General features: G+C 64.4%; 17 protein-coding genes and 2 tRNA genes. 8 read left to right on the top strand and 11 right to left on the bottom strand.

All coding sequences use genetic code 11. The annotated features are described in order from the left end of the window. Nucleotides 1–103: 103 nt before the first annotated feature. Nucleotides 104–178 (top strand) — tRNA-Val (locus ACZ46S_RS01055). A 156-nt stretch (nt 179–334) separates the two neighbouring features. Here ACZ46S_RS01055 and acnA read toward each other — a convergent pair. After that, nucleotides 335–3,022 (bottom strand): aconitate hydratase AcnA, encoded by a 2,688-nt coding sequence (gene acnA / locus ACZ46S_RS01050; protein WP_464063008.1) that lies wholly within the window; start codon nt 3,020–3,022, stop codon nt 335–337. A 141-nt stretch (nt 3,023–3,163) separates the two neighbouring features. Between acnA and ccmA the strand changes: the two genes are divergently transcribed. Together ccmA and ccmB are read left to right on the top strand one after the other, a co-directional pair. Further along, nucleotides 3,164–3,679: a heme ABC exporter ATP-binding protein CcmA gene (gene ccmA / locus ACZ46S_RS01045; protein ID WP_464063007.1), complete on the top strand. Its 516-nt coding sequence runs from the start codon at nt 3,164–3,166 to the stop codon at nt 3,677–3,679. Then, nucleotides 3,676–4,320, top strand: coding sequence for a heme exporter protein CcmB (gene ccmB, locus ACZ46S_RS01040; protein ID WP_464063006.1), 645 nt, complete (start codon nt 3,676–3,678; stop codon nt 4,318–4,320). Before ccmA ends, ccmB begins: the two co-directional genes overlap by 4 nt. A gap of 140 nt (nt 4,321–4,460) precedes the next feature. Here the strand turns inward: ccmB and ACZ46S_RS01035 are convergent, their stop codons facing one another. From ACZ46S_RS01035 to ACZ46S_RS01015, 5 genes are all read right to left on the bottom strand, one after another. Further along, the gene (locus tag ACZ46S_RS01035; protein WP_464063005.1) at nt 4,461–5,168 is read right to left on the bottom strand and encodes a CBS domain-containing protein; all 708 of its coding nucleotides are present in this window, start codon (nt 5,166–5,168) and stop codon (nt 4,461–4,463) included. A gap of 66 nt (nt 5,169–5,234) precedes the next feature. Continuing rightward, on the bottom strand, nt 5,235–6,008 hold the full coding sequence (locus ACZ46S_RS01030; protein WP_295743743.1) for a Crp/Fnr family transcriptional regulator: 774 nt from the start codon (nt 6,006–6,008) through the stop codon (nt 5,235–5,237). Between the two features lie 10 nt (nt 6,009–6,018). Beyond that, nucleotides 6,019–6,936: a lysostaphin resistance A-like protein gene (locus tag ACZ46S_RS01025; RefSeq protein ID WP_464063004.1), complete on the bottom strand. Its 918-nt coding sequence runs from the start codon at nt 6,934–6,936 to the stop codon at nt 6,019–6,021. A gap of 96 nt (nt 6,937–7,032) precedes the next feature. Then, nucleotides 7,033–8,214 (bottom strand): MFS transporter, encoded by a 1,182-nt coding sequence (locus tag ACZ46S_RS01020; protein WP_464063003.1) that lies wholly within the window; start codon nt 8,212–8,214, stop codon nt 7,033–7,035. Between the two features lie 324 nt (nt 8,215–8,538). Further along, a tRNA-Pro gene (locus ACZ46S_RS01015) sits at nt 8,539–8,616 on the bottom strand. Between the two features lie 188 nt (nt 8,617–8,804). Between ACZ46S_RS01015 and ACZ46S_RS01010 the strand changes: the two genes are divergently transcribed. Both ACZ46S_RS01010 and ACZ46S_RS01005 read left to right on the top strand, forming a co-directional pair. Continuing rightward, a complete protein-coding gene (locus tag ACZ46S_RS01010; protein ID WP_464063002.1) occupies nt 8,805–9,599 on the top strand; it encodes an N-acetylmuramoyl-L-alanine amidase family protein in 795 nt (264 codons plus the stop codon). Nucleotides 9,600–9,660: 61 nt separating this feature from the next. Further along, nucleotides 9,661–12,258, top strand: coding sequence for a penicillin-binding protein 1A (locus tag ACZ46S_RS01005; protein WP_464063000.1), 2,598 nt, complete (start codon nt 9,661–9,663; stop codon nt 12,256–12,258). A gap of 75 nt (nt 12,259–12,333) precedes the next feature. On the opposite strand, the gene ACZ46S_RS01000 is transcribed toward ACZ46S_RS01005, so the two are convergent. The 3 genes from ACZ46S_RS01000 to ACZ46S_RS00990 are packed head-to-tail and all read right to left on the bottom strand — an operon-like array spanning nt 12,334 to nt 14,302. Beyond that, complete coding sequence (locus ACZ46S_RS01000; protein WP_464062999.1) at nt 12,334–13,011, bottom strand: DUF1223 domain-containing protein; 678 nt, start codon at nt 13,009–13,011, stop codon at nt 12,334–12,336. After that, a complete protein-coding gene (locus ACZ46S_RS00995) occupies nt 13,008–13,718 on the bottom strand; it encodes a molybdopterin-dependent oxidoreductase (RefSeq protein ID WP_464062998.1) in 711 nt (236 codons plus the stop codon). Before ACZ46S_RS00995 ends, ACZ46S_RS01000 begins: the two co-directional genes overlap by 4 nt. Further along, nucleotides 13,715–14,302 (bottom strand): cytochrome b/b6 domain-containing protein, encoded by a 588-nt coding sequence (locus tag ACZ46S_RS00990; RefSeq protein ID WP_295743766.1) that lies wholly within the window; start codon nt 14,300–14,302, stop codon nt 13,715–13,717. Before ACZ46S_RS00990 ends, ACZ46S_RS00995 begins: the two co-directional genes overlap by 4 nt. 174 nt (nt 14,303–14,476) lie before the next feature. Here ACZ46S_RS00990 and ACZ46S_RS00985 point away from each other — a divergent pair, with 174 nt between their 5' ends. The 3 genes from ACZ46S_RS00985 (at nt 14,477) to ACZ46S_RS00975 (ending at nt 16,399) form a co-directional block, all read left to right on the top strand. Continuing rightward, nucleotides 14,477–14,752, top strand: coding sequence for a hypothetical protein (locus ACZ46S_RS00985; RefSeq protein WP_464062997.1), 276 nt, complete (start codon nt 14,477–14,479; stop codon nt 14,750–14,752). 241 nt (nt 14,753–14,993) lie between these two features. Next, nucleotides 14,994–15,530 (top strand): peroxiredoxin-like family protein, encoded by a 537-nt coding sequence (locus ACZ46S_RS00980; RefSeq protein ID WP_464062996.1) that lies wholly within the window; start codon nt 14,994–14,996, stop codon nt 15,528–15,530. Further along, nucleotides 15,530–16,399: a LysR family transcriptional regulator gene (locus ACZ46S_RS00975; protein WP_464062995.1), complete on the top strand. Its 870-nt coding sequence runs from the start codon at nt 15,530–15,532 to the stop codon at nt 16,397–16,399. The genes ACZ46S_RS00980 and ACZ46S_RS00975 overlap by 1 nt, the downstream gene beginning before the upstream one ends. Nucleotides 16,400–16,472: 73 nt before the next feature. Here ACZ46S_RS00975 and ACZ46S_RS00970 read toward each other — a convergent pair whose 3' ends face one another. Together ACZ46S_RS00970 and mutT are read right to left on the bottom strand one after the other, a co-directional pair. Beyond that, nucleotides 16,473–17,315 (bottom strand): competence/damage-inducible protein A, encoded by an 843-nt coding sequence (locus tag ACZ46S_RS00970; protein WP_464062994.1) that lies wholly within the window; start codon nt 17,313–17,315, stop codon nt 16,473–16,475. Continuing rightward, nucleotides 17,312–18,322 carry an 8-oxo-dGTP diphosphatase MutT gene (gene mutT, locus ACZ46S_RS00965; RefSeq protein WP_464062993.1) on the bottom strand — a complete coding sequence of 337 codons (1,011 nt, stop codon included), beginning with the start codon at nt 18,320–18,322 and terminating at the stop codon, nt 17,312–17,314. The genes ACZ46S_RS00970 and mutT overlap by 4 nt, the downstream gene beginning before the upstream one ends. Between the last annotated feature and the right edge of the window lie 7 nt (nt 18,323–18,329).

Below are 18,329 nucleotides of genomic sequence, written 5' to 3'. Positions count from 1 at the left end.
GAAAGCTTCATGAAGTCCCCGCAATATACGGAGAGGCTCGCGCGAAATGGTTTATGTCAGGTGATTGACAGCGCCTTGTGAGCAGATTATCAGCCCGCCCACCGGGCGCGTAGCTCAGCGGTAGAGCATTCGCTTCACACGCGAAGGGTCACAGGTTCAATCCCTGTCGCGCCCACCACTTCCTTCTAAATTAAAGCCTTACACAAAGCCCTTCGGGGCTTTTTGGCGTTCACGAGACAAAAAGAATGCAGCCTTTTCGAAAAAAGGCTGCAACCGAAAACTTTTGAAAATTTTACGTCCGGGGCGCGGCTTCTGCCGTGCCCCGGAAGCAATATCAGGCGGCTTTGGCCATGCCGCGCAGCACGTACTGCAGGATGCCGCCATTCTTGTAGTACTCGACCTCGTCCGCGGTATCGACGCGGCAGAGCAGCTCGATCTCCTCCTTGGCGCCATCCGGACGGGTGATGATCGCCTTGATGTCCATGCGCGGGGCCAGCTTGTCGAGACCGACAATGTCCACGGTCTCCTCGCCGGTCAGGCCCAGGCTCTTGCGGGTCTGGCCGTTCTTGAACAGCAGCGGCAGCACGCCCATGCCAACCAGGTTGGAACGGTGAATACGCTCGAAGCTCTCGGCGATCACCGCCTTCACGCCCAGCAGGAAGGTACCCTTGGCCGCCCAGTCACGCGAGGAGCCGGTGCCGTATTCCTGGCCGGCGAACACCACCAGCGGCACGCCATCCTTCTTGTATTTCTGAGCGGCGTCGTAAATCGGCATCTCCTGCCCGCCCGGATAATATTTGGTGTTGCCACCCTCGGCGCCACCCATCATCTCGTTCTTGATGCGGATATTGGCGAAGGTGCCACGCACCATCACATCGTCATTCCCACGGCGCGAACCGTAGGAGTTGAAGTCCTTCTGCTGCACCTGGTGTTCGGAGAGGAACACGCCCGCGGGAGAGGATTTCTTGATGTTACCGGCCGGGGAAATATGGTCGGTCGTGATGGAGTCACCCAGCAGCGCCATGATCCGCGCGCCATGGATATCGCTCACCGGCTTGATCTCCGGGGTGATGTCCTGGAAGTAGGGCGGGTTCTTCACATAGGTCGAGCCGGAGGGCCAGGCATAGGTGTCGGTGCCGCCGGTGACTTCGATCGCCTGCCACTCGGCCGGGCCCTTGAACACGTCCGAATAGCGCTCCAGGAACATCTCACGGGTCAGCACCTGGCCGACGATATCCTGGATCTCCTTGTTGGAGGGCCAGATATCCTTCAGATACACCGGCTTGCCGTCCTTGGCGGTGCCGATCTGCGCGGTGGTGATGTCCTCGCGCATATTGCCGAACAGCGAATAGGCGACCACCAGCGGCGGCGAGGCCAGGTAGTTGGCGCGCACGTTCGGGTGCACGCGGCCCTCGAAGTTACGGTTGCCGGAGAGCACGGACACCGCCACCAGCTTGTTGCTCTCAATCGCGTCCACGATCGGGTCGGCCAGCGGGCCGGAATTGCCGATACAGGTGGTGCAGCCATAGCCGACGGTCTCAAACCCGATCGCATCCAGATCCTCGGTCAGGCCGGACTTGTTCAGATAGTCGGTGACAACCTGGCTGCCGGGGGCGAGCGAGGTCTTCACCCAGGGCTTCGGCGCCAGGCCCAGCGCCCGGGCCTTGCGGGCCACCAGGCCGGCGGCGACCAGCACGTACGGGTTGGAGGTGTTGGTGCAGGAGGTGATCGCCGCGATCACCACGTCGCCATGGGTGATTTCGTAATTGGTCCCGGCGACGGCGCCCTTGGCGGCAACGGCATCGGCCGGCACGCCCAGGCTCTTGGTCAGCTCGGACTTGAAGGCCGAGGCGGCGTCCTTCAGCAGCACGCGGTCCTGCGGGCGCTTCGGACCGGCGAGGGAGGGCATGACGGTGGAGAGATCCAGTTCCAGCGTGTCGGAGAAGACCGGCTCATGCGCGTCGCGCCACAGCCCCTGGGCCTTGGTGTATTCCTCGACCAGCTTGATGCGGTGCTCGTCGCGGCCGGAGAGGCGCAGATATTCCAGCGTGACCTCGTCAACCGGGAAGAAGCCGCAGGTGGCGCCGTATTCCGGGGCCATATTGGCGATGGTGGCGCGGTCCGCCAGCGCCATCTCGGCCATGCCTTCGCCGTAGAACTCGACGAACTTGCCGACGACCTTCTTGGCGCGCAGCATCTGGGTGACGGTCAGCACCAGATCGGTCGCGGTGACGCCTTCGGAGAGCTTGCCGGTCAGCTTGAAGCCGACCACGTCGGGGATCAGCATGGCGATCGGCTGGCCCAGCATCGCGGCCTCGGCCTCGATGCCGCCAACACCCCAGCCCAGCACGCCCAGGCCGTTGACCATGGTGGTGTGGCTGTCGGTGCCGTACAGCGTGTCCGGGTAGACATAGGTCTTGCCGCCATTCTCGGAGGTCCAGGCGACCTGGGCCAGATATTCCAGGTTCACCTGGTGGCAGATGCCGGTGCCGGGCGGCACCACGCGGAAATTATTGAAAGCCTCCTGGCCCCAGCGCAGGAAGCGGTAACGCTCGGCGTTGCGCTCGAATTCGAGGTCGATATTCTTCTGCAGCGCGTCGTGGGAGGCGGAATAATCCACCATCACCGAGTGATCGATCACCAGATCCACCGGGATCAGCGGGTTCACCTTCTCCGGGGCGGCGCCCAGACGGCCAATGCCGTCGCGCATCGCCGCCAGATCCACCACCGCCGGCACGCCGGTGAAATCCTGCATCAGGATGCGGGCGGGCTTGAACGGCACTTCCTTGGTGGAGGAGGCCTTTTCCTGCCAGGCGATGATGGATTTGGCGTCTTCCTGGGTATAGCTGCCGCCGTTTTCAAAGCGCAGCACGTTTTCAAGCAGAACCTTCAGCGTCTTCGGCAGGCGCGAAATATCGCCCAGCTTGGCGGCCGCGGCCGGAAGCGAGAAATACTCATAGGACTTACCGTCAACGGTCAGGGTTTTCTTGGTTTCCAGGCTATCGTGGCCGATCGCTGTCATGGGGCAAAACCTTTCTGCAGTTGCCGCTTGTGATTTGGTGCGGCTTAAACCATAGCCGTACCCGCCCGTCCATTCCGAGACCAAGGATTTTTGCACCTGCTCACTGCCCAAAAACTCGCCATTTTCCGCGGAGAACGCCTGGTGCAGCAGGGTGTGAGCTTTGAGCTTCGCCCTGGCGGCATGCTTCTGCTGCGCGGGGCGAATGGCGCGGGCAAATCCAGCCTGCTGCGCGCCATCGCCGGGCTCACACCTTTGGCCGCGGGTGAACTGTTCTGGGACGCTTTGCCCGCTTTCGCCGACCGCGAGGCGCATGCCCAGCGCATCGCCTGGCTCGGCCATCAGGATGCGGTGAAACCGGCGCTCACCGCTGGCGAGCATGTCCCCAAATCCGCGCTCGCCGCCGTGGGATTGGAAAAATTCCAGGCTTTGCCTGCGCGTTTCCTCTCCGCCGGGCAGAAGCGGCGGCTCGCCATCGCCCGCGTGGTGGCCGCCGACAGGCCGCTCTGGCTGCTCGATGAGCCGACGACGGGACTCGACGCCGCCTCCATCGACCAATTTCTCGGCCTCTGCGCCGCCCAGCTGGCGAAAGGCGGCATGATCATCGCCAGCACCCATACCCCGATCGAGCTGCCCGGCACCGAGGTTCTGGCGCTATGATCGAGCTGATCGCGCGGGAGCTGCGCCTCTCCCTCCGGCACGGCGCCGAGAGCATGGCGGCCCTGCTGTTTTTCGTCATCGCCGGGACGCTGTTCGCCTTCGGCGCCGGGCCGGATCCGGTGGTGCTGGGGCGGATCGCGCCGGGCGTGGTCTGGGTGACCGCGCTGCTGGCCGCCTTGCTGCCGCTGGAGCGCCTGTTCGGGCCGGATTTCGAGGATGGCACGCTGGATCTGCTGCTGCTCTCCGGCCAGCCCGCATCTTTAATCGCCGCCGCCAAGGCCGCCGTGCACTGGCTGACAACCGGGCTGCCGCTGCTGATCATCGCCGCGCCGCTGGCGGTGATGCTACGCCTGCCCGGCGAGAAACTGCCGGTGCTCTTGGCCACCTTGCTGCCGGGCACGCTGATTTTCTCGCTGCTGGGGACGCTGGCGGCAGCGCTGACCACCGGGGCGCGGCGCGGCGCGATCCTGATGCCGCTGATCACGCTGCCGCTGATGATCCCGAGCCTGATCTTCGGCACCGCCGCCGCGACCAGCCCGCATCCGGCGGCACCGTTTTATATGATTTTCGCGATGCTGCTGGCCGCCCTGCCGCTGGCGCCGCTGGGAACGGGGTTGGCGCTGCGCGCCGCCGCGGAATAAGTAGAAGACGTTTTTTGGTGCCGCTTTTTTTCAAAAAAGCGGCGAAAATGGTCGGGGTGGTGGCGCCAAGGCTACCAAAACCCCGAGCGTTTTGTGGCCCTTTTTAAAAAAAGGGCCACGCCCTAAAAACTTTTATCCCCTCAGGCCGTCGCCGGGAAGGACAGGCCCGAGCCAGGATCGACAAAGATCATCTTGTCGTGCACATCCTCGACGCCCGGCGCGTTCTCGGCGATGCACACCACCGCCTGACGCTCCTCATCCGAGAAGATGGTGCCATCCAGCGTCACCACCTTATCCTGCACACTCACCCGCAGGCCGGATTTCGGCGCCCAGTTCGCCTTGGCGATCTCGGCTTTGATATAGGCCAGAATCTCCGCATCCGTCCGCACTTCCGGGTGGGTCTCGATCAGCTTCGCGGTCAGCGCCTTCAACAGATCCGCGCGGCTGACCACGCCGGTCAGCTTGCCATTCTCTATCACCGGCAGGCGCTTGATATGCTTGCGCAGCATGATCTGCGCCACCTCGCCCAGCGACATCTCGGGCGTGGCGAAAATCGGGCTATGGGTCATCACCCCGCTGACATGGCGGGAATGGGTGGCGACATAATCAGCCGCCACCGCCGCCGGCTGCAGCAGCGCCTTCAGCCAGCCGGCCGGGCTGCCTTCGGTGCCGATCTCGGCCCGGCGCAGCAGATCCCCCTCCGTCACCACCCCCACCAGCGCGCCGGCCTCATCCAGAACCGGCAGCCCGCTGACCTGGTTGGCCAGCATGATCCGCGCCGCATCCGCAACCGTTGTACGCGGCTGCACCGAAAGCGCGTTGCGCGTCATCACTTCGGAAACATTCATGGCATCCTCCTGACTAGAGCCTGCCTTGTTCCTGGCAGGAGACGCTTGGGCGCGCCTTGATGCTTGTCAATTGGCGGCTTCGGCGATGTTTTCCAAGGCTTGCGGCCGCTGCAGAACGATCTCGTGAATATTGGGGATTTCGATCAACCCGTCCTTTTTCAGCTGGCTGAGCGAGCGCGAGACGGTTTCGATGGTCAGGCCGAGATAATCCGCCAGATCGGTGCGTGAGAGCGGCAAGGTCAGCTTCGATCCCGGGCGCGGCAGCTTGCCGGCGCCGCAAATTTCCTGGCGCTGCGCCCAGCCGATCAGGAAGCTGGCGATGCGCTCCAGCGCGGTCTTGCGGCCAAGCAGCAGCATCTGCTGCTGGCTCAGCACCAGCTCATGCATCGCCACATCCAGCAGCTTGCGCTCCAGCGCCGGATATTCGCTGAACATGGCGTGCAGATTGGCGCGCGAGAAGCGGCAGAGCTGCACCGTCTCGATCGCCTCGGCCGAGACCATGTTGGTCTCCAGCGAAGCCAGCCCGATGAAATGGCCGGCGGTGGCAAAGCCGGTGATCTGCCGGCGCCCATCCGGGAGCGCCTTGAACAGCCGCACCGTGCCGGCATTCATGTTATAAAAATACTGCGCCGGCTCGCCCTCTTCCATGAACAGCTTACCGGCCGGAAAAGTCACGCGCTGCGCCGCCCGGGAGAGAAACACCAGCTCATCATCGGAAAGCGCGTCGCACAGCCCCATATGGCGCGCGCCGCAATCATCACAGGCGGAGGCGGCCGGGCGCTCGGTCAGATTGATGGAGACCGGATGGCGCAGCGAGGCGATCTTGCCGAAGGAACTCATGCAGGGATGATTACCCGGTAGGCCCGCGTTGATCCATATCAAAATCATTCCGAGCCGGAGACGGACAGGTCAAAATCGCCGCGGCGACCAACAGTTCCACGCCCAGACCGATCACGCTGCCTTCCGGGCCAGTCAGCCCGCCGGAGAGCCAGGCCGGCCCGGCCGGCAGGGTGCTGAGCAGCGCCCCGGCGCAGCCCTGGCCGCTATCATGGGTGCCGAAGATCACGTTCTGGGCAAAATCCCAGCCGGTGTGAAAGCCAATCGGCCACCACAGCCCGCCAGTACGCTGACGGGCGAGGCATAAAATCATCCCGGCGCCGAACACATTGACGATGCCGATAACGCTCTCATGCCCGTTGCTGATATGCAGCAGCGCGAAGACGAGGCTGGTGATCAAAGCCGCCGGCCAGAAGCCGGTGCCACGCGCCAGGGCGACCAGAGGATAGCCGCGAAGCCCCAACTCCTCGGTGAAGCCGACCAGCAGTGAGACGCCGAACCAGGCCGCAAGGCTGGCCAAAGACGCCGCCAGCCCCAGCCCCTGCCCGCCGATCCGCGCCAACCCACCGCCCCAAAGCAGCGCGATCAGCAGCGAAAGCACGGCGATACCGGCCGCCAGCCCCCAGGCCAGCGCGCGAACGGGCCGCGGCTGGCGCAACCCGAACGCGGCGACATCCTGCCCCTCGGCCCGGGCCATGGCCTGGCTGGCAAGATAGATCGGCACCAGCAGCAAAGCCTCGTTGAGTAGGACGATGCGCGGGCTGAGCAGCGCCGTCGGCCTCACCCAGGGCGGCTTCAGCCAAGCCAGTGCGGCGATTTCGACAGCGACCAGCACCAGGGCGATCAACAGATAGGCGAGCCCGCGCCAGCCGGCACGCACCCCCGCCGCGCCCCGCAGCCAGCCGCGCCCTGCCCTGCTCATCCAGCCCATTCAAACTCCCGCAACAAAAAAGGGATGCTCCCTCGCGGAAGCATCCCTTGTAGTGGGCAGCTTGCCAAGGGCCGCAACCGGCCCCCGGCATCGAGATTACTCGGGCAGGGTCGCGTGGGTCATCGAGACGTTACGCGCTTCCGGCCCGAACAGCATCAGCAGGATCAGCACCACGGCGACGACACCGCCGACCACCGCCAGCGCATAGCCGTAATCCCCGCCATGGCTCATCGCCATGCCAACCTGGATCGGCGCGTTGAAGGAGGCGACGAAATTGCCCAGCTGATAGACGAAGCCCGGGAAGGTGCCGCGGATTTCAGACGGGGAGAGCTCGTTCAGATGCACCGGCACCACGCCCCAGGCACCCTGCACGCCGATCTGCATGAAGAAGGCGGCGATGGCGATGGTGGTGAAATCCGAACCATGCGACCAGGGATAGAGGGCCAGCAGCGAGACGCAGCAGGCGCCGATGATCGCGTAGCGGCGGCCGATTTTCTGGCTGAGGAAGCCGAACAGGACGCCGCCGATGATCGCGCCGGCGTTGAAGATCAGCCCGGCATTGGCCATCTGGCTGTGGGTGAAGTGCAGCTGCTTGCCCAGGAACAGCTTGACGTAAATATCCTGCGTGCCGTGGGAGAAGAAGTTGAAGGCCGCCATCATCAGCACGCCATAAATCACCAGCTTCATGTTCTTGCGCAGAACCGTGCCGATGGAAACCTTGGTCGGGCGATGCTTCATCGCCTCGAAGGCCGGGCTCTCTTCCACCTGGGTGGCGATGTAGAGCACCAGCAGGGCCGGCAGCGCGCCGACGAAGAACATGCCGCGCCAGCCCAGCGGCTGCATGCCGAAATCGAACAGCAGCGTGGCCAGGAAGAAGCCGAACGGATAGCCCGCCTGCAGCAGGCCGGAGACCCAGCCGCGCCAGCGATCCGGGATCGTCTCCATCGCCAGCGAGGAGCCAAGGCCCCATTCGCCGCCCATGGCGATGCCGAACAAGGTGCGGATGACCATGAAGGACACGAAGGACCAGGCGAAACCGGTCATCGCCTCGAAGAAGGAATAGAGCACGATCACCAGCATCAGGATCGGCTTGCGGCCGTAAATATCCCCCAGCCGGCCAAACACGAAGGCGCCGATGGCGCGGGTGCCGAGCGTCAGGGTGATCGAGAACGCCACGGAGCCGATGGTGACGCCGAACGCCTTGGAGACGTTATCAAGGGTAAGGATCAGAATGAAGAAATCGAACGCATCCAGCGTCCAGCCCAAAAAAGCGGCCACAACGGCATTACGCGCCCGCCTGATATCGATAGCCGAGGTCCCCGACATGTCGTTTCCTTCCAAAATGTCATCCCATGCAAACCGGCAAAATAAAACTTTCGCCAGATACGCTCCGGTAGAATAGAGCATCTATGGGGCAGAGATTTTTCGGAGGCAATTGGTTCAAGGAAAGTTTTTTATGAATTTTGGAATTTTTAACGCACTATACTGCAGCGCAGCATCATTTCGCGCACGTACGTGAAAAAAACGCCAGAAAAGCATGACCGAACCTGGAGAAAATTAAATTCTACCAATAACCACGATTAAAATGTTTGAGAGAAAATTTGGTCGGAGTGAGAGGATTCGAACCTCCGGCCCCTGCGTTCCGAACACAGTACTCTAACCAGGCTGAGCTACACTCCGATGCGGCGAGCCTATAGCCAAGCCGTAAAACTTCCGCAAGCCCCCTCCCGCAGATCGGTGAAATGTTGGTGCAGCGCCGCATACAGACCCAGAAGCGGACATAAAGCGGTTACGTTTCTCGCGCTAAAACCGGCTGATTATCAATGAGTCGTAGCCAAAACTGAAAGCCGGATGGTAGGACCACACGCATGTGCCTGATTTGCGACCCCACACGCCGTGGTTTTCTGCGCCTGGGACTCGGCGCCGCCGGGCTTGCCGCCCTCTCCCGCCCGGCCTGCGCCGCCGTGCAGAAACCGCTGATCATGCTGGACCCCGGCCATGGTGGGCATGATCCCGGCGCCATCGCCCCTGATGGCTATTATGAAAAGACCATCACCCTGGCGACGGCGCTGGAATTCCACCACGCTTTGCTGGAGACCGGCCGCTACCGTGTCGCGATGACGCGCAGCAGCGATGAGTTCATCACGCTGGAAGGGCGCGTCAATCTGGCGCTGGAGCATAAGGCGGATCTTTTCCTCTCGATGCATTGCGATCATCTGCCCGAACCGGATTTGCGCGGCGCCTCGGTGTTCACCTTGTCCAACAAGGCCTCCGACCGGCTGGCGGCGGCGGTGGCGGCGGATGAGAACAGCGCCGACGGCCCCAGCGCCGCCCCCTCCGACGTCTCGCCGCAAGTGGCGAATATCCTGGCCAGCCTGGAAACCCGCGCCACCAAGATCGGCTCCGCCACCTTCCAGAACGACATCGCCAGCTCGCTTTCCGGCGACATCCCGCTGCTGCCGGACCCCAAGCGCAGCGCCAATTTCGCGGTGCTGCGCGATCCTTCCATCCCCTCCGTGCTGCTGGAGATGGGCTGCCTCAGCAATGCAGAGGATGAACGGCGGCTGCGCGACCTGCGCCAGCGCCGCCAGCTGGTGGCCAAGCTCACCCGCGCGGTGGACCATTATTTCACCGGCCCGGCCGGTGGACGCATGGCCGGCTGAATTGCAAAGCTGTCATTTCGCCTCTCTCGCGGGCCATAAAACAAGGTGCTAAGAGCCGCGCATGTCCGATCAGAATGACGATTTCACGCCCGGCGAGCGGCTGGCGCGCCCGAGCCGCCAGCAGGCCCCGCAACGGCCAAAACCGCCACGGGACCCGCGCGCGCCGAAGCCGCGCAAGCCTCGCGGCCTGATCGGCAAAATTTTCGCCTTCTGCGTCTCCAGCGTCTATAAGCTGGTGTTTGTCGTCATCATCGCCGGCATCGTCGTGGCGGGCGGGGCCTTCCTGTATTTCTCCTCCGGCCTGCCCAGCATCGACAGCCTGAAGACCTACAAGCCGCCATTGGAATCGCGCGTCTATACCTCGAATTTCCAGCTGCTGGCGGAAATGGGCACGCAGCACAGCATCTATGTGTCCTACGACCAGATTCCGAAAGTCGTGCAGAACGCCTTTATTTCGGCGGAAGACCGGCTGTTCTGGGTGGAGCCGGGCATCAATCCGGCGGCGATCGTGCGCGCCGGACTGACCGACATCACCTTGATCGGCTCCGGCCGGCGGCCCATCGGCGCCTCCACCATCACCCAGCAGGTGGTGAAGAACATGCTGCTGGATAACCACATCACCTTCGCCACCAAGATTAAGGAGGCGCTGCTGGCGATGCGCGTCAGCCAGGCGATGAGCAAGCAGCAGGTGCTGACGCTGTATCTGAACGAGGTCGATCTCGGGCAGAATTCCTTCGGTGTCGCCGCCGCCGCGCAGACCTATTTCGACAAGCCGCTCTCCCAGCTCGATATCGCCCAGGCGGCGACGCTGGCCGCGCTGCCGAAGGCGCCGACCAATTACAACCCCTTCCTGCACCCCGCCGATTCGCTGCAGCGGCGCAATTTCATCATCGGCCGGATGCTGGCCGATGGCGTCATCACCCAGGACCAGGCCACGGCCGCCCTGGCCGAGCCGCTGCTGCCGAAAGCCGGCCAGGCCCGGCAGGATCTGGTGAATGGCGGCTATTTCGCCGATGCGGTGCGTGCCCAGCTGGTGCAGAAATTCGGCGCCGACGCGGTGAATACCGGCGGGCTGATCGTGCGCACCAGCCTCAACCCGACGCTGCAGCAGGCCGCGACCACGGCGGTGCGCAACGGGCTGGAGGATTACGACCATATCTATGGCGGCTGGCACGGGCTGGTGAACCATCTCGCGACTCCCGATCTGGCCGATAACTGGCAGAAGCTGCTGGCCAAGCAATCCACCCCGCAAGGCATGCGCGAGGGCTGGCGGCTTGGCATCGTGCTCGCCGCCAGCGGCCCCAGCGCGCGGATCGGCACGCTCGACCCGGCGGACGGCAAGCCCGGCATCGGCACGCTGCCAATCGCCAATATGCGCTGGGCGCGGCCGCTGGTGAATGGCCATCCCGGCGCGCATCCCAGCTCCACCGCCCAGGTGCTGCATGAGGGCGATGTGGTGATGGTCTCCGGCGACCTCAAATCCCTCTCCCTGGAACAGATCCCGCTGGTCCAGGCGGCTCTGATCTCGATGGATCCGCGCACCGGCCGGGTGCTGGCCATGGTCGGCGGCTGGAGCCATAATGTCAGCCCCTTCAACCGCGCCATCCAGGCGCAGCGCCAGCCCGGCTCCTCGGTGAAGCCGCTGGTCTATCTCACCGCCATGGAGCAGGGCATCCAGCCCGACGCCCAGGTGCTGGATGGCCCGTTCGTGCAGACTCTGCCGGATGGCACTGTCTATCGCCCCGGCAATTACGAGCTGACTTTCGAGGGCCCGGTGCCCATCTTCCACGCGCTGGAGCAGTCGCTGAACCTGGCGACATTGCATCTGGCCCGCCAGATCGGCCTGCCGGCGATCGCCAAAACCTTCCAGGATTTCGGCATCGTCGATAAAATGCCACCTTATTATCCCTCGGCCATCGGCGCCATCGACACCACCTTGTGGAAAATGGTCACCGCTTATGCGACCATCGATAATTACGGCCGGATGGTCACACCCAGCCTGATCGACAGCGTCACCAACCCGGATGGCACGGTGCTCTATCAGGCCCCCGGCGAGCAATGCGCCAATTGCGTGAACGGCAACCCGGACCAGCCGCCGGTTCTGACCCAGACCGGCCAGCAGGTGGCGGATCCGGATTCCGCCTATCAGATGCAGGTGATGATGAAGGGCGTGGTGCTGCGCGGCACCGGTGTTCCGGCGGTGAAGGGCATTTCCCAGCCCGTCGCCGGCAAGACCGGCACCACCAACGATTTCAACGATGCCTGGTTCATCGGCTACACGCCGGGCATCGTCACCGGCTGTTGGACCGGCTTCGATACGCCGACCAGCCTTGGCAACAACGAAACCGGCGGCAATGTCTGCGGCCCGATCTGGAATGAATTCATGAAGGTGGCGCTCAAGGGCCAGCCGGATCTGGATTTCGCCACCCCGCCAGGGATGACCCTGCAGCAGGTGCCCGAACCGAACGGGCAGATGGTGACGGAAGCCTTCAAACCCGGCCAGAGCCCGGGCGCGCAGAACCAGAATGGCCTGCTCGGCGGCGGCATGGATAACAGCCAGAGCGGCGCCCCGAGCCTGACCGCCCCCGGCCAGCCCGCTGCCCCCGGTACGCCGGCCACGCCCTCCACGGTCGAGAAATCTCTGGGCGGCCTGTATTGATCCAGAGCCTCCCCAAAGAAAAACCCGCCACGAGGCGGGTTTTTCTTTGCCCGATGCGCGACCCTGGCCGGCAAATCAGCGCGCCGCCAGACCCAGCACCCGGCCGTCAGCGCCCTGCAAAATCACCGCGACATGCTGCCCGGCCGGGTGCGGCACCCGCAGCTGCAGCGCGACCCCGGACCAGGCGCCCAAAGGCACCATGGCGCGCACCACATTCACCTCGGTGATCACCACACCGCCATTCTCCCCGGCACCGACATGGGTGCGGTGCTGGTCGTCATAGCCAACCAGCAGCACCGAGCCGGTGCCTTTGCCGGCGGCCACCGAAATGCCGAGCTGCTCCTGCCCGGAAATACTGATCGCCACATCCCCCGCGGGCGCGGCCTGGGCGGATTTGATCGCCGCGCGCAGCTCCGCCGCATGGCTACCAACAAGCTGGCTTTGCCCATCCACCACCGCCTCGGGCGTATAAACCTCGGTGCTGTTGCGCAGGCTGGCATACCAATCCTGCCGATCCGTGGCGCCTGGGAGCGAATCGGTATCCTTCCAGCCGAGATCGTTCCAGTAGGTCACGTCGAAGCTCAGCGGCAGAATATCCTTATCCTGCGCTTTCAGCTGCCCCAGCAGCGCATTCGCCGGCGGGCAGGAGGAGCAGGATTGCGAGGTGAACAGCTCCACCAGCACCGGCCGGGCAAAGGCCGGAGATGCGGACAGCGCCAAAGCTGCCGCGAGCACCAGACGATGCCCCCTCATGACCCGCTGAACCAGTTATAGCCCTGGTCCTCCCAATAGCCACCCGGATAGACATTGGTGACGGCGAGCTGGATGATGGATTTCGGGTTCTTGAAGCCGAGCTTGATGGGAATGCGCAGCCGCACCGGCGCGCCGAACGGCGCGGTGAGCGGCTGGCCCAGAAAATCCAGCGCCAGAATGGTCTGCGGATGCAGGGCCGAGGGCATGTCGATCGAGCTGTAATAGCCATCGGCGCATTTGAAGCTGACATATTTGCAGCTGGTATCCGCGCCGACATGCGCCAGGAAATCGCTCAGCCGCACGCCCGACCATTGCCCGATCACCCGCCAGCCCTCGACGCAGACGAAGCGGGTGATCTGCTCATGCTGCGGCAGGGCGCGCAGCTGCGCCAGGCTCCAGCCGGTCTTGCTCTGGATCTGCCCGCCCAGCTCCAGCTTGTAGCTCGCCGCATCGACGACCGGCGCCTGGTCGATGGAATAGAACGCGTTGAAGCGCGGCGGGCGGGTGATCTGGTCCGGCCGGAAGGTCGGAGCCAGCGTGTGCGGGTTGAACAGAGCCTCCTGCACCCGGTCATTCCAGGCGGACATCGCATGCAGGAATTTATCGGCGAGGTCCGGATGCGCCGGATCCTCGTAATTGCAGCCCCCGAGCGGGGCGGCGGCGCCGAGCGCCATGGCGCGCAGCAGCAATGAACGGCGTTGGATCATGGCAGGCGGCCTCCAGTGATCATCGGCGGCAAGGTTTTCGGCACCAGCGCCACCAGCAGAAGATGGACGAGGATGAACAGGCAGATCCCGGTCATCGCGAAGAAATGCACGTAACGGGCGATGAAAAACCCGCCAAAGGCATCGCACAGAAACCAGAGCTGTACCGGCTTCCAGATCGACAGCCCCGAGAGCACCGCCACCAGGCCGGCCAGCAGCACGCCCAGATAAAGCAGGCGCTGCACGGCATTATAAACCCCGCGCTCATGCTTGAGATTGAAGCGCAAGGCCGCCCGCAGATCCGCCAGCACCGCGCGCGGGCGGATCGGGAAGAATTTCTTGTAATGCCCGCTGGCCAGGCTCCAGACCAGATAGATCAGCCCGTTCAGCACCAGCAGCCACATCGCCGCCAGATGCCAGGCGATTCCCGCCCCCAGCCACGCACCGATGCCGACGGGGAAATTGAAATTGAACAAGGGCGAGGCATTATAAATCTGCCAGCCGGAGCCGATCATCGTCACCATCGCGATGACGTTGAGCCAGTGGGTCAGCCGCAAGGGCCAGGGATGGATGACGCGCGCACGCATGGCCTGCACTCCGCTCGGTTTTGGAAACTTGAGATCTTATACGCCATGGTTTCCGGCTTGGATGCGGCTGATTCAGGCATCGAGTTCATGCCTCAACGGCATTGGCGTGGAACATGGTGAATGGGCCATCTCAGCGGCACCGGATCATCCGGCCTCACCCACAGGAGATTTTCGATGTTGCGTTCACTTGCTTTCGCCGCTGCCATGTCCATTTCCATTGCCGGCGCCGCCCTCGCCCAGACCAGCACGGGCATGAGCCATGATACCATGGGCAACAGCGCCATGAGCCACGACACGATGGGCAATGGCATGAGCCATGACAGCATGGGCCATGATGCGATGAAACATGATGACATGGGCAAGACCAAAACCCAGGACAGCATGGGCAACGGCATGAGCCATGACAGCATGGGCAATAACAGCATGGGTCACGGCACCAACAGCCAGTAACCGCCAGCTCAGCGCCTCACGCCAAGCGTGGGGCGCCGGATCTGGGAGGCCCATGTCTTCTTCACGCTGCTCTTCTTGACGCTCCGGCGTCAGCCTCAATACATAATACCCCACGCCACCCAGGAGGCCGATCATCGGCGATCTGACCCAGAAGCTGGATAGTCTGCGCACAAGCCGGCGTGAAAATGCTGTCTGGGATGCATCGTATCGGCAGCTTGTCGACACCCTCGAAGCGGCCCGCATGGCGGAGTTGATCCTGCCCGAAGGGGCCGCCTTCCCGGATTTCATGCTGCCGGATGCCCATGGCGGGCTGGTCTCGCTCGGCGCGCGGCTGCGCCACGGGTCGGTGGTGCTGGGTTTTTTCCGCGGCACCTGGTGCCCGTTCTGCAAGCTGATGCTGGAAGCCCTGGCCGCGGCGATGCCGCGCATTAGCGCAACGGGCGCCTCGCTGCTCGCCCTCACCCCTGAAACCGGTCCTCTGCCGGCCGCCCTGCAAACCCGCCATGGCGGTAGGCTGGAGGTGCTGTGCGATGTGGATTTCGGCGTCGGGCTGCAAGCCGGGGTGGTGTACCGGATCCCCCCGCTCTACCGTGCCGGGCTGGTTGCCGCGGGGCTGGATATGGAGCTGCGCCACGGCAATGCCGCCTGGTGCCTGCCGGTGCCGGCGATTTTCATCATCACCCCGGATGGACGCATCGCCCGGCGCTTCGTGGACACGGATTTCACCAAATGGCCCGAGCCAGAGGCCATTCTGGACGCGCTGGCGGGCCTGCGCTGATGGAACTCACCCAGGTCCGCTATTTCCTCGCTTTGTGCGAGACGCTGAATTTCTCCCGCGCCGCGCAGGCCTGCAACGTCACCCAGCCGGCCTTCTCGCGCGCGATCCAGAAGCTTGAGGAAGAGCTTGGCGGCGCCTTGATCTTCCGCGAACGCACCCTCACCCGCCTGACCGCCTTGGGCCAGGAGATGCGCCCGCATTTCGAGACGATGGTGGAGGCCGCGCAGGCCGCCCAGGCGCTCGCCCGCGCGCATCAGAACCCGGCCCCGCGCAGCCTGCGCATCGGGCTGGGGCCGGGCATTCCCGCCACGCCGATCACCGGCGCGGTGGCGGAGATTTTGCGCGTGCTGCCCGGTACGGAAATCCATTTCTCCGAAGCGCAATGCGGCACCTTGGTGGATTCGATGCTGGCCGACGCGCTGGATTGCGCCCTGCTCCCCGCCGATGCGCCCTTGCCCGAGCGGCTGAACCGCTGGCCAGTTTTCACCGATGCCCCGCGGCTGATCTGCCCGGAAACCCATCCCCTCGCCCGCAAGAACCAGTGCGGCCTGGCAGATCTGGCCGGCGAAACCCTGCTGCTCAGCGATGAATGCGGCAATTTCGGCGAAGCGCTGGCGCGGCTGGCGGCGCCGCCTTTGCGCACCCAGCGCCTGCGCGCCGGGCTGGGGCAGATGCAGGAGCTGGTGCGCGCCGGGTTGGGCGTGGCCCTGCTTTCCGACCGTGCGGCGATCTCCCCGTCTCTGGCGGCGCGGGACTTCGTGGAGCCGGATCTGACCCGGCAGATCTTGCTCACCGCCGTCGCCGGCCGGCCGCTGCATCAGGCGGCGATGGGGTTTATCCGGCTCTGCCGGGCGAATGCGTTCGCCTGAAATTTTCGGACGAAGGCGGCAAAGCTGCCGCCGCCATGCGGCGTGGAAAGCCGCCAAAGGGTGTGGCGCTTCGTCAGGCGGGTTCGCCCTGCACCGGCTCCACGCCCTGGGCGCGGATCAGCGCGGTCGCTTCGATAATCGCCGCCTCGATGGCGGGAAGGTCGGTGCCCTTGGCCACCAAAGCCACGCCCCAGCCGCCATCGCGCTTGAACGGGTAGCTGCCGAGATCGAGCTGCGGAAATCTATCCTGGATGGCTGAAAGCCCGGCGGCGATGCCGCCTTCCATCACCCCCATGCCGTGCACGGCGCGCATCTGGATCGCCTCGCCACGCGGCAATTGCGGCTCCAGCGCCTTCAGCATCGATTGCATGATCCGCGGCACCCCGGCCATCACATGCACATTGCCGATGGTAAAGCCCGGCGCGATGCTGGCTTCGTTCTTGATCGGCACGGCGCCGCGCGGCATCGTCGCCATGCGTTGGCGGGCTTCGTTGTAGCGCTCGCCCATATGGGCCTTCATCTCCGCGTCGGTTTCCTCATGCAGCTCCCAGGGCACGCCGAAAGCGGCGGCGATGCATTCGCTGGTAATGTCGTCATGGGTCGGGCCGATGCCACCTGTGGTGAACAGCATGGTGTAGGCGGCCCGCAGCTCGTTCACCGCGCCGATGATCCGGGCGGCAATGTCGGGGACCACCCGCACCTCCTGCAGCCGGATGCCCAGGGCGGCCAGGCGTTGGGCGATGAACTGGACATTCACATCCTGGGTGCGGCCGGAGAGGATCTCATTGCCGATGATCAGGATCGCGGCGGTGGGGTTGCCTGACTTTGTTTGGCGCGTGGCCGCCCCACCATCCCCACGCGCGATGCCAGCCTCATCTTGAGGCGCCGCGGATTTGTTGATTTCGGCTGGCATCATAGAAAATCCCTCAACATCGGAATCAACGGACGGTCGGCGGCGGGCATCGGGTATTCCGCCAGATCCTCCGGCGCCACCCAGGCGAGTTTCTGCCCCTCGCGGCCGCGCGGCTCGCCCCGCCAGCGCCGGCAGAGAAACACCGGCATCAGCAAATGGAAACTGTCATAGGCATGGGAGGCGAAGACGAAGGGGGCGAAATCCTTGGGCTCGGTCTCCAGCCCCAGCTCCTCGCGCAGCTCGCGGGCCAGCGCGCCTTCCGGGGTCTCGCCCGGCTCCAGCTTGCCGCCGGGGAATTCCCAGAGCCCGGCCATTTTCTTCCCCTCGGGCCGGCGGGCCAGCAAAATCCGCCCTTGTGCGTCGATCAGGGCGGCGGCGACCACCAGCAATGTTTTCGCCGCTTCTTCGGCCTTTGGCGCGGATTGGTCCTGCGGCAGTTCGCGGGCCAGAGCAAAATGCTTCACCGGCAGCTTCTCGCCGGGGCGGCAGGAGAAAACGCGGTGGCCGTTATGCGTCTTGGTGAAGCCGAGATTGCGCAGCAGCGCCAGCGAGCCGTCATTATCCGCCGCCACCACGGCGGAGAGATGGGTGATGGGCAGGCTCGCGAAGGCCCATTCGGTAAGCCGGCGCACCGCTTCCAGCGCGTAGCCCTGGCGCCAATAGGCGCGGCCGATCCAGTAGCCCAGCTCGGCGGATTTGCGGTCCTTGGAGAGTTTCAGCCCGGCGCAGCCCAGCAGCTCGTCGCTGCCGGCATCGGTGATGGCGAATTGCTCGGCGCGGCCCGCCGCGCGGTCCGAAGCCGCCGCCTGCACCCATTCCGCCGCCTGCAGCGCGGGATAGGGAAAGGGCGCATCCGGCACGCGCCGGCAGATGTCCCAGTCATTGATGAGACGATGAAACGCGGCGACATCCCCACCATGCAGCGGGCGCAGGGTGAGACGCGTGGTGCGCAGCACCGGACCTGGCGGCAATGCGAGCCCGGGCATCAGCGAATCGAGGAGATCAGGCATGCTGAAG

It is taken from the genome of Acidocella aluminiidurans (assembly GCF_055383125.1).
This window is presented reverse-complemented; position numbering and strand designations above follow the sequence as displayed.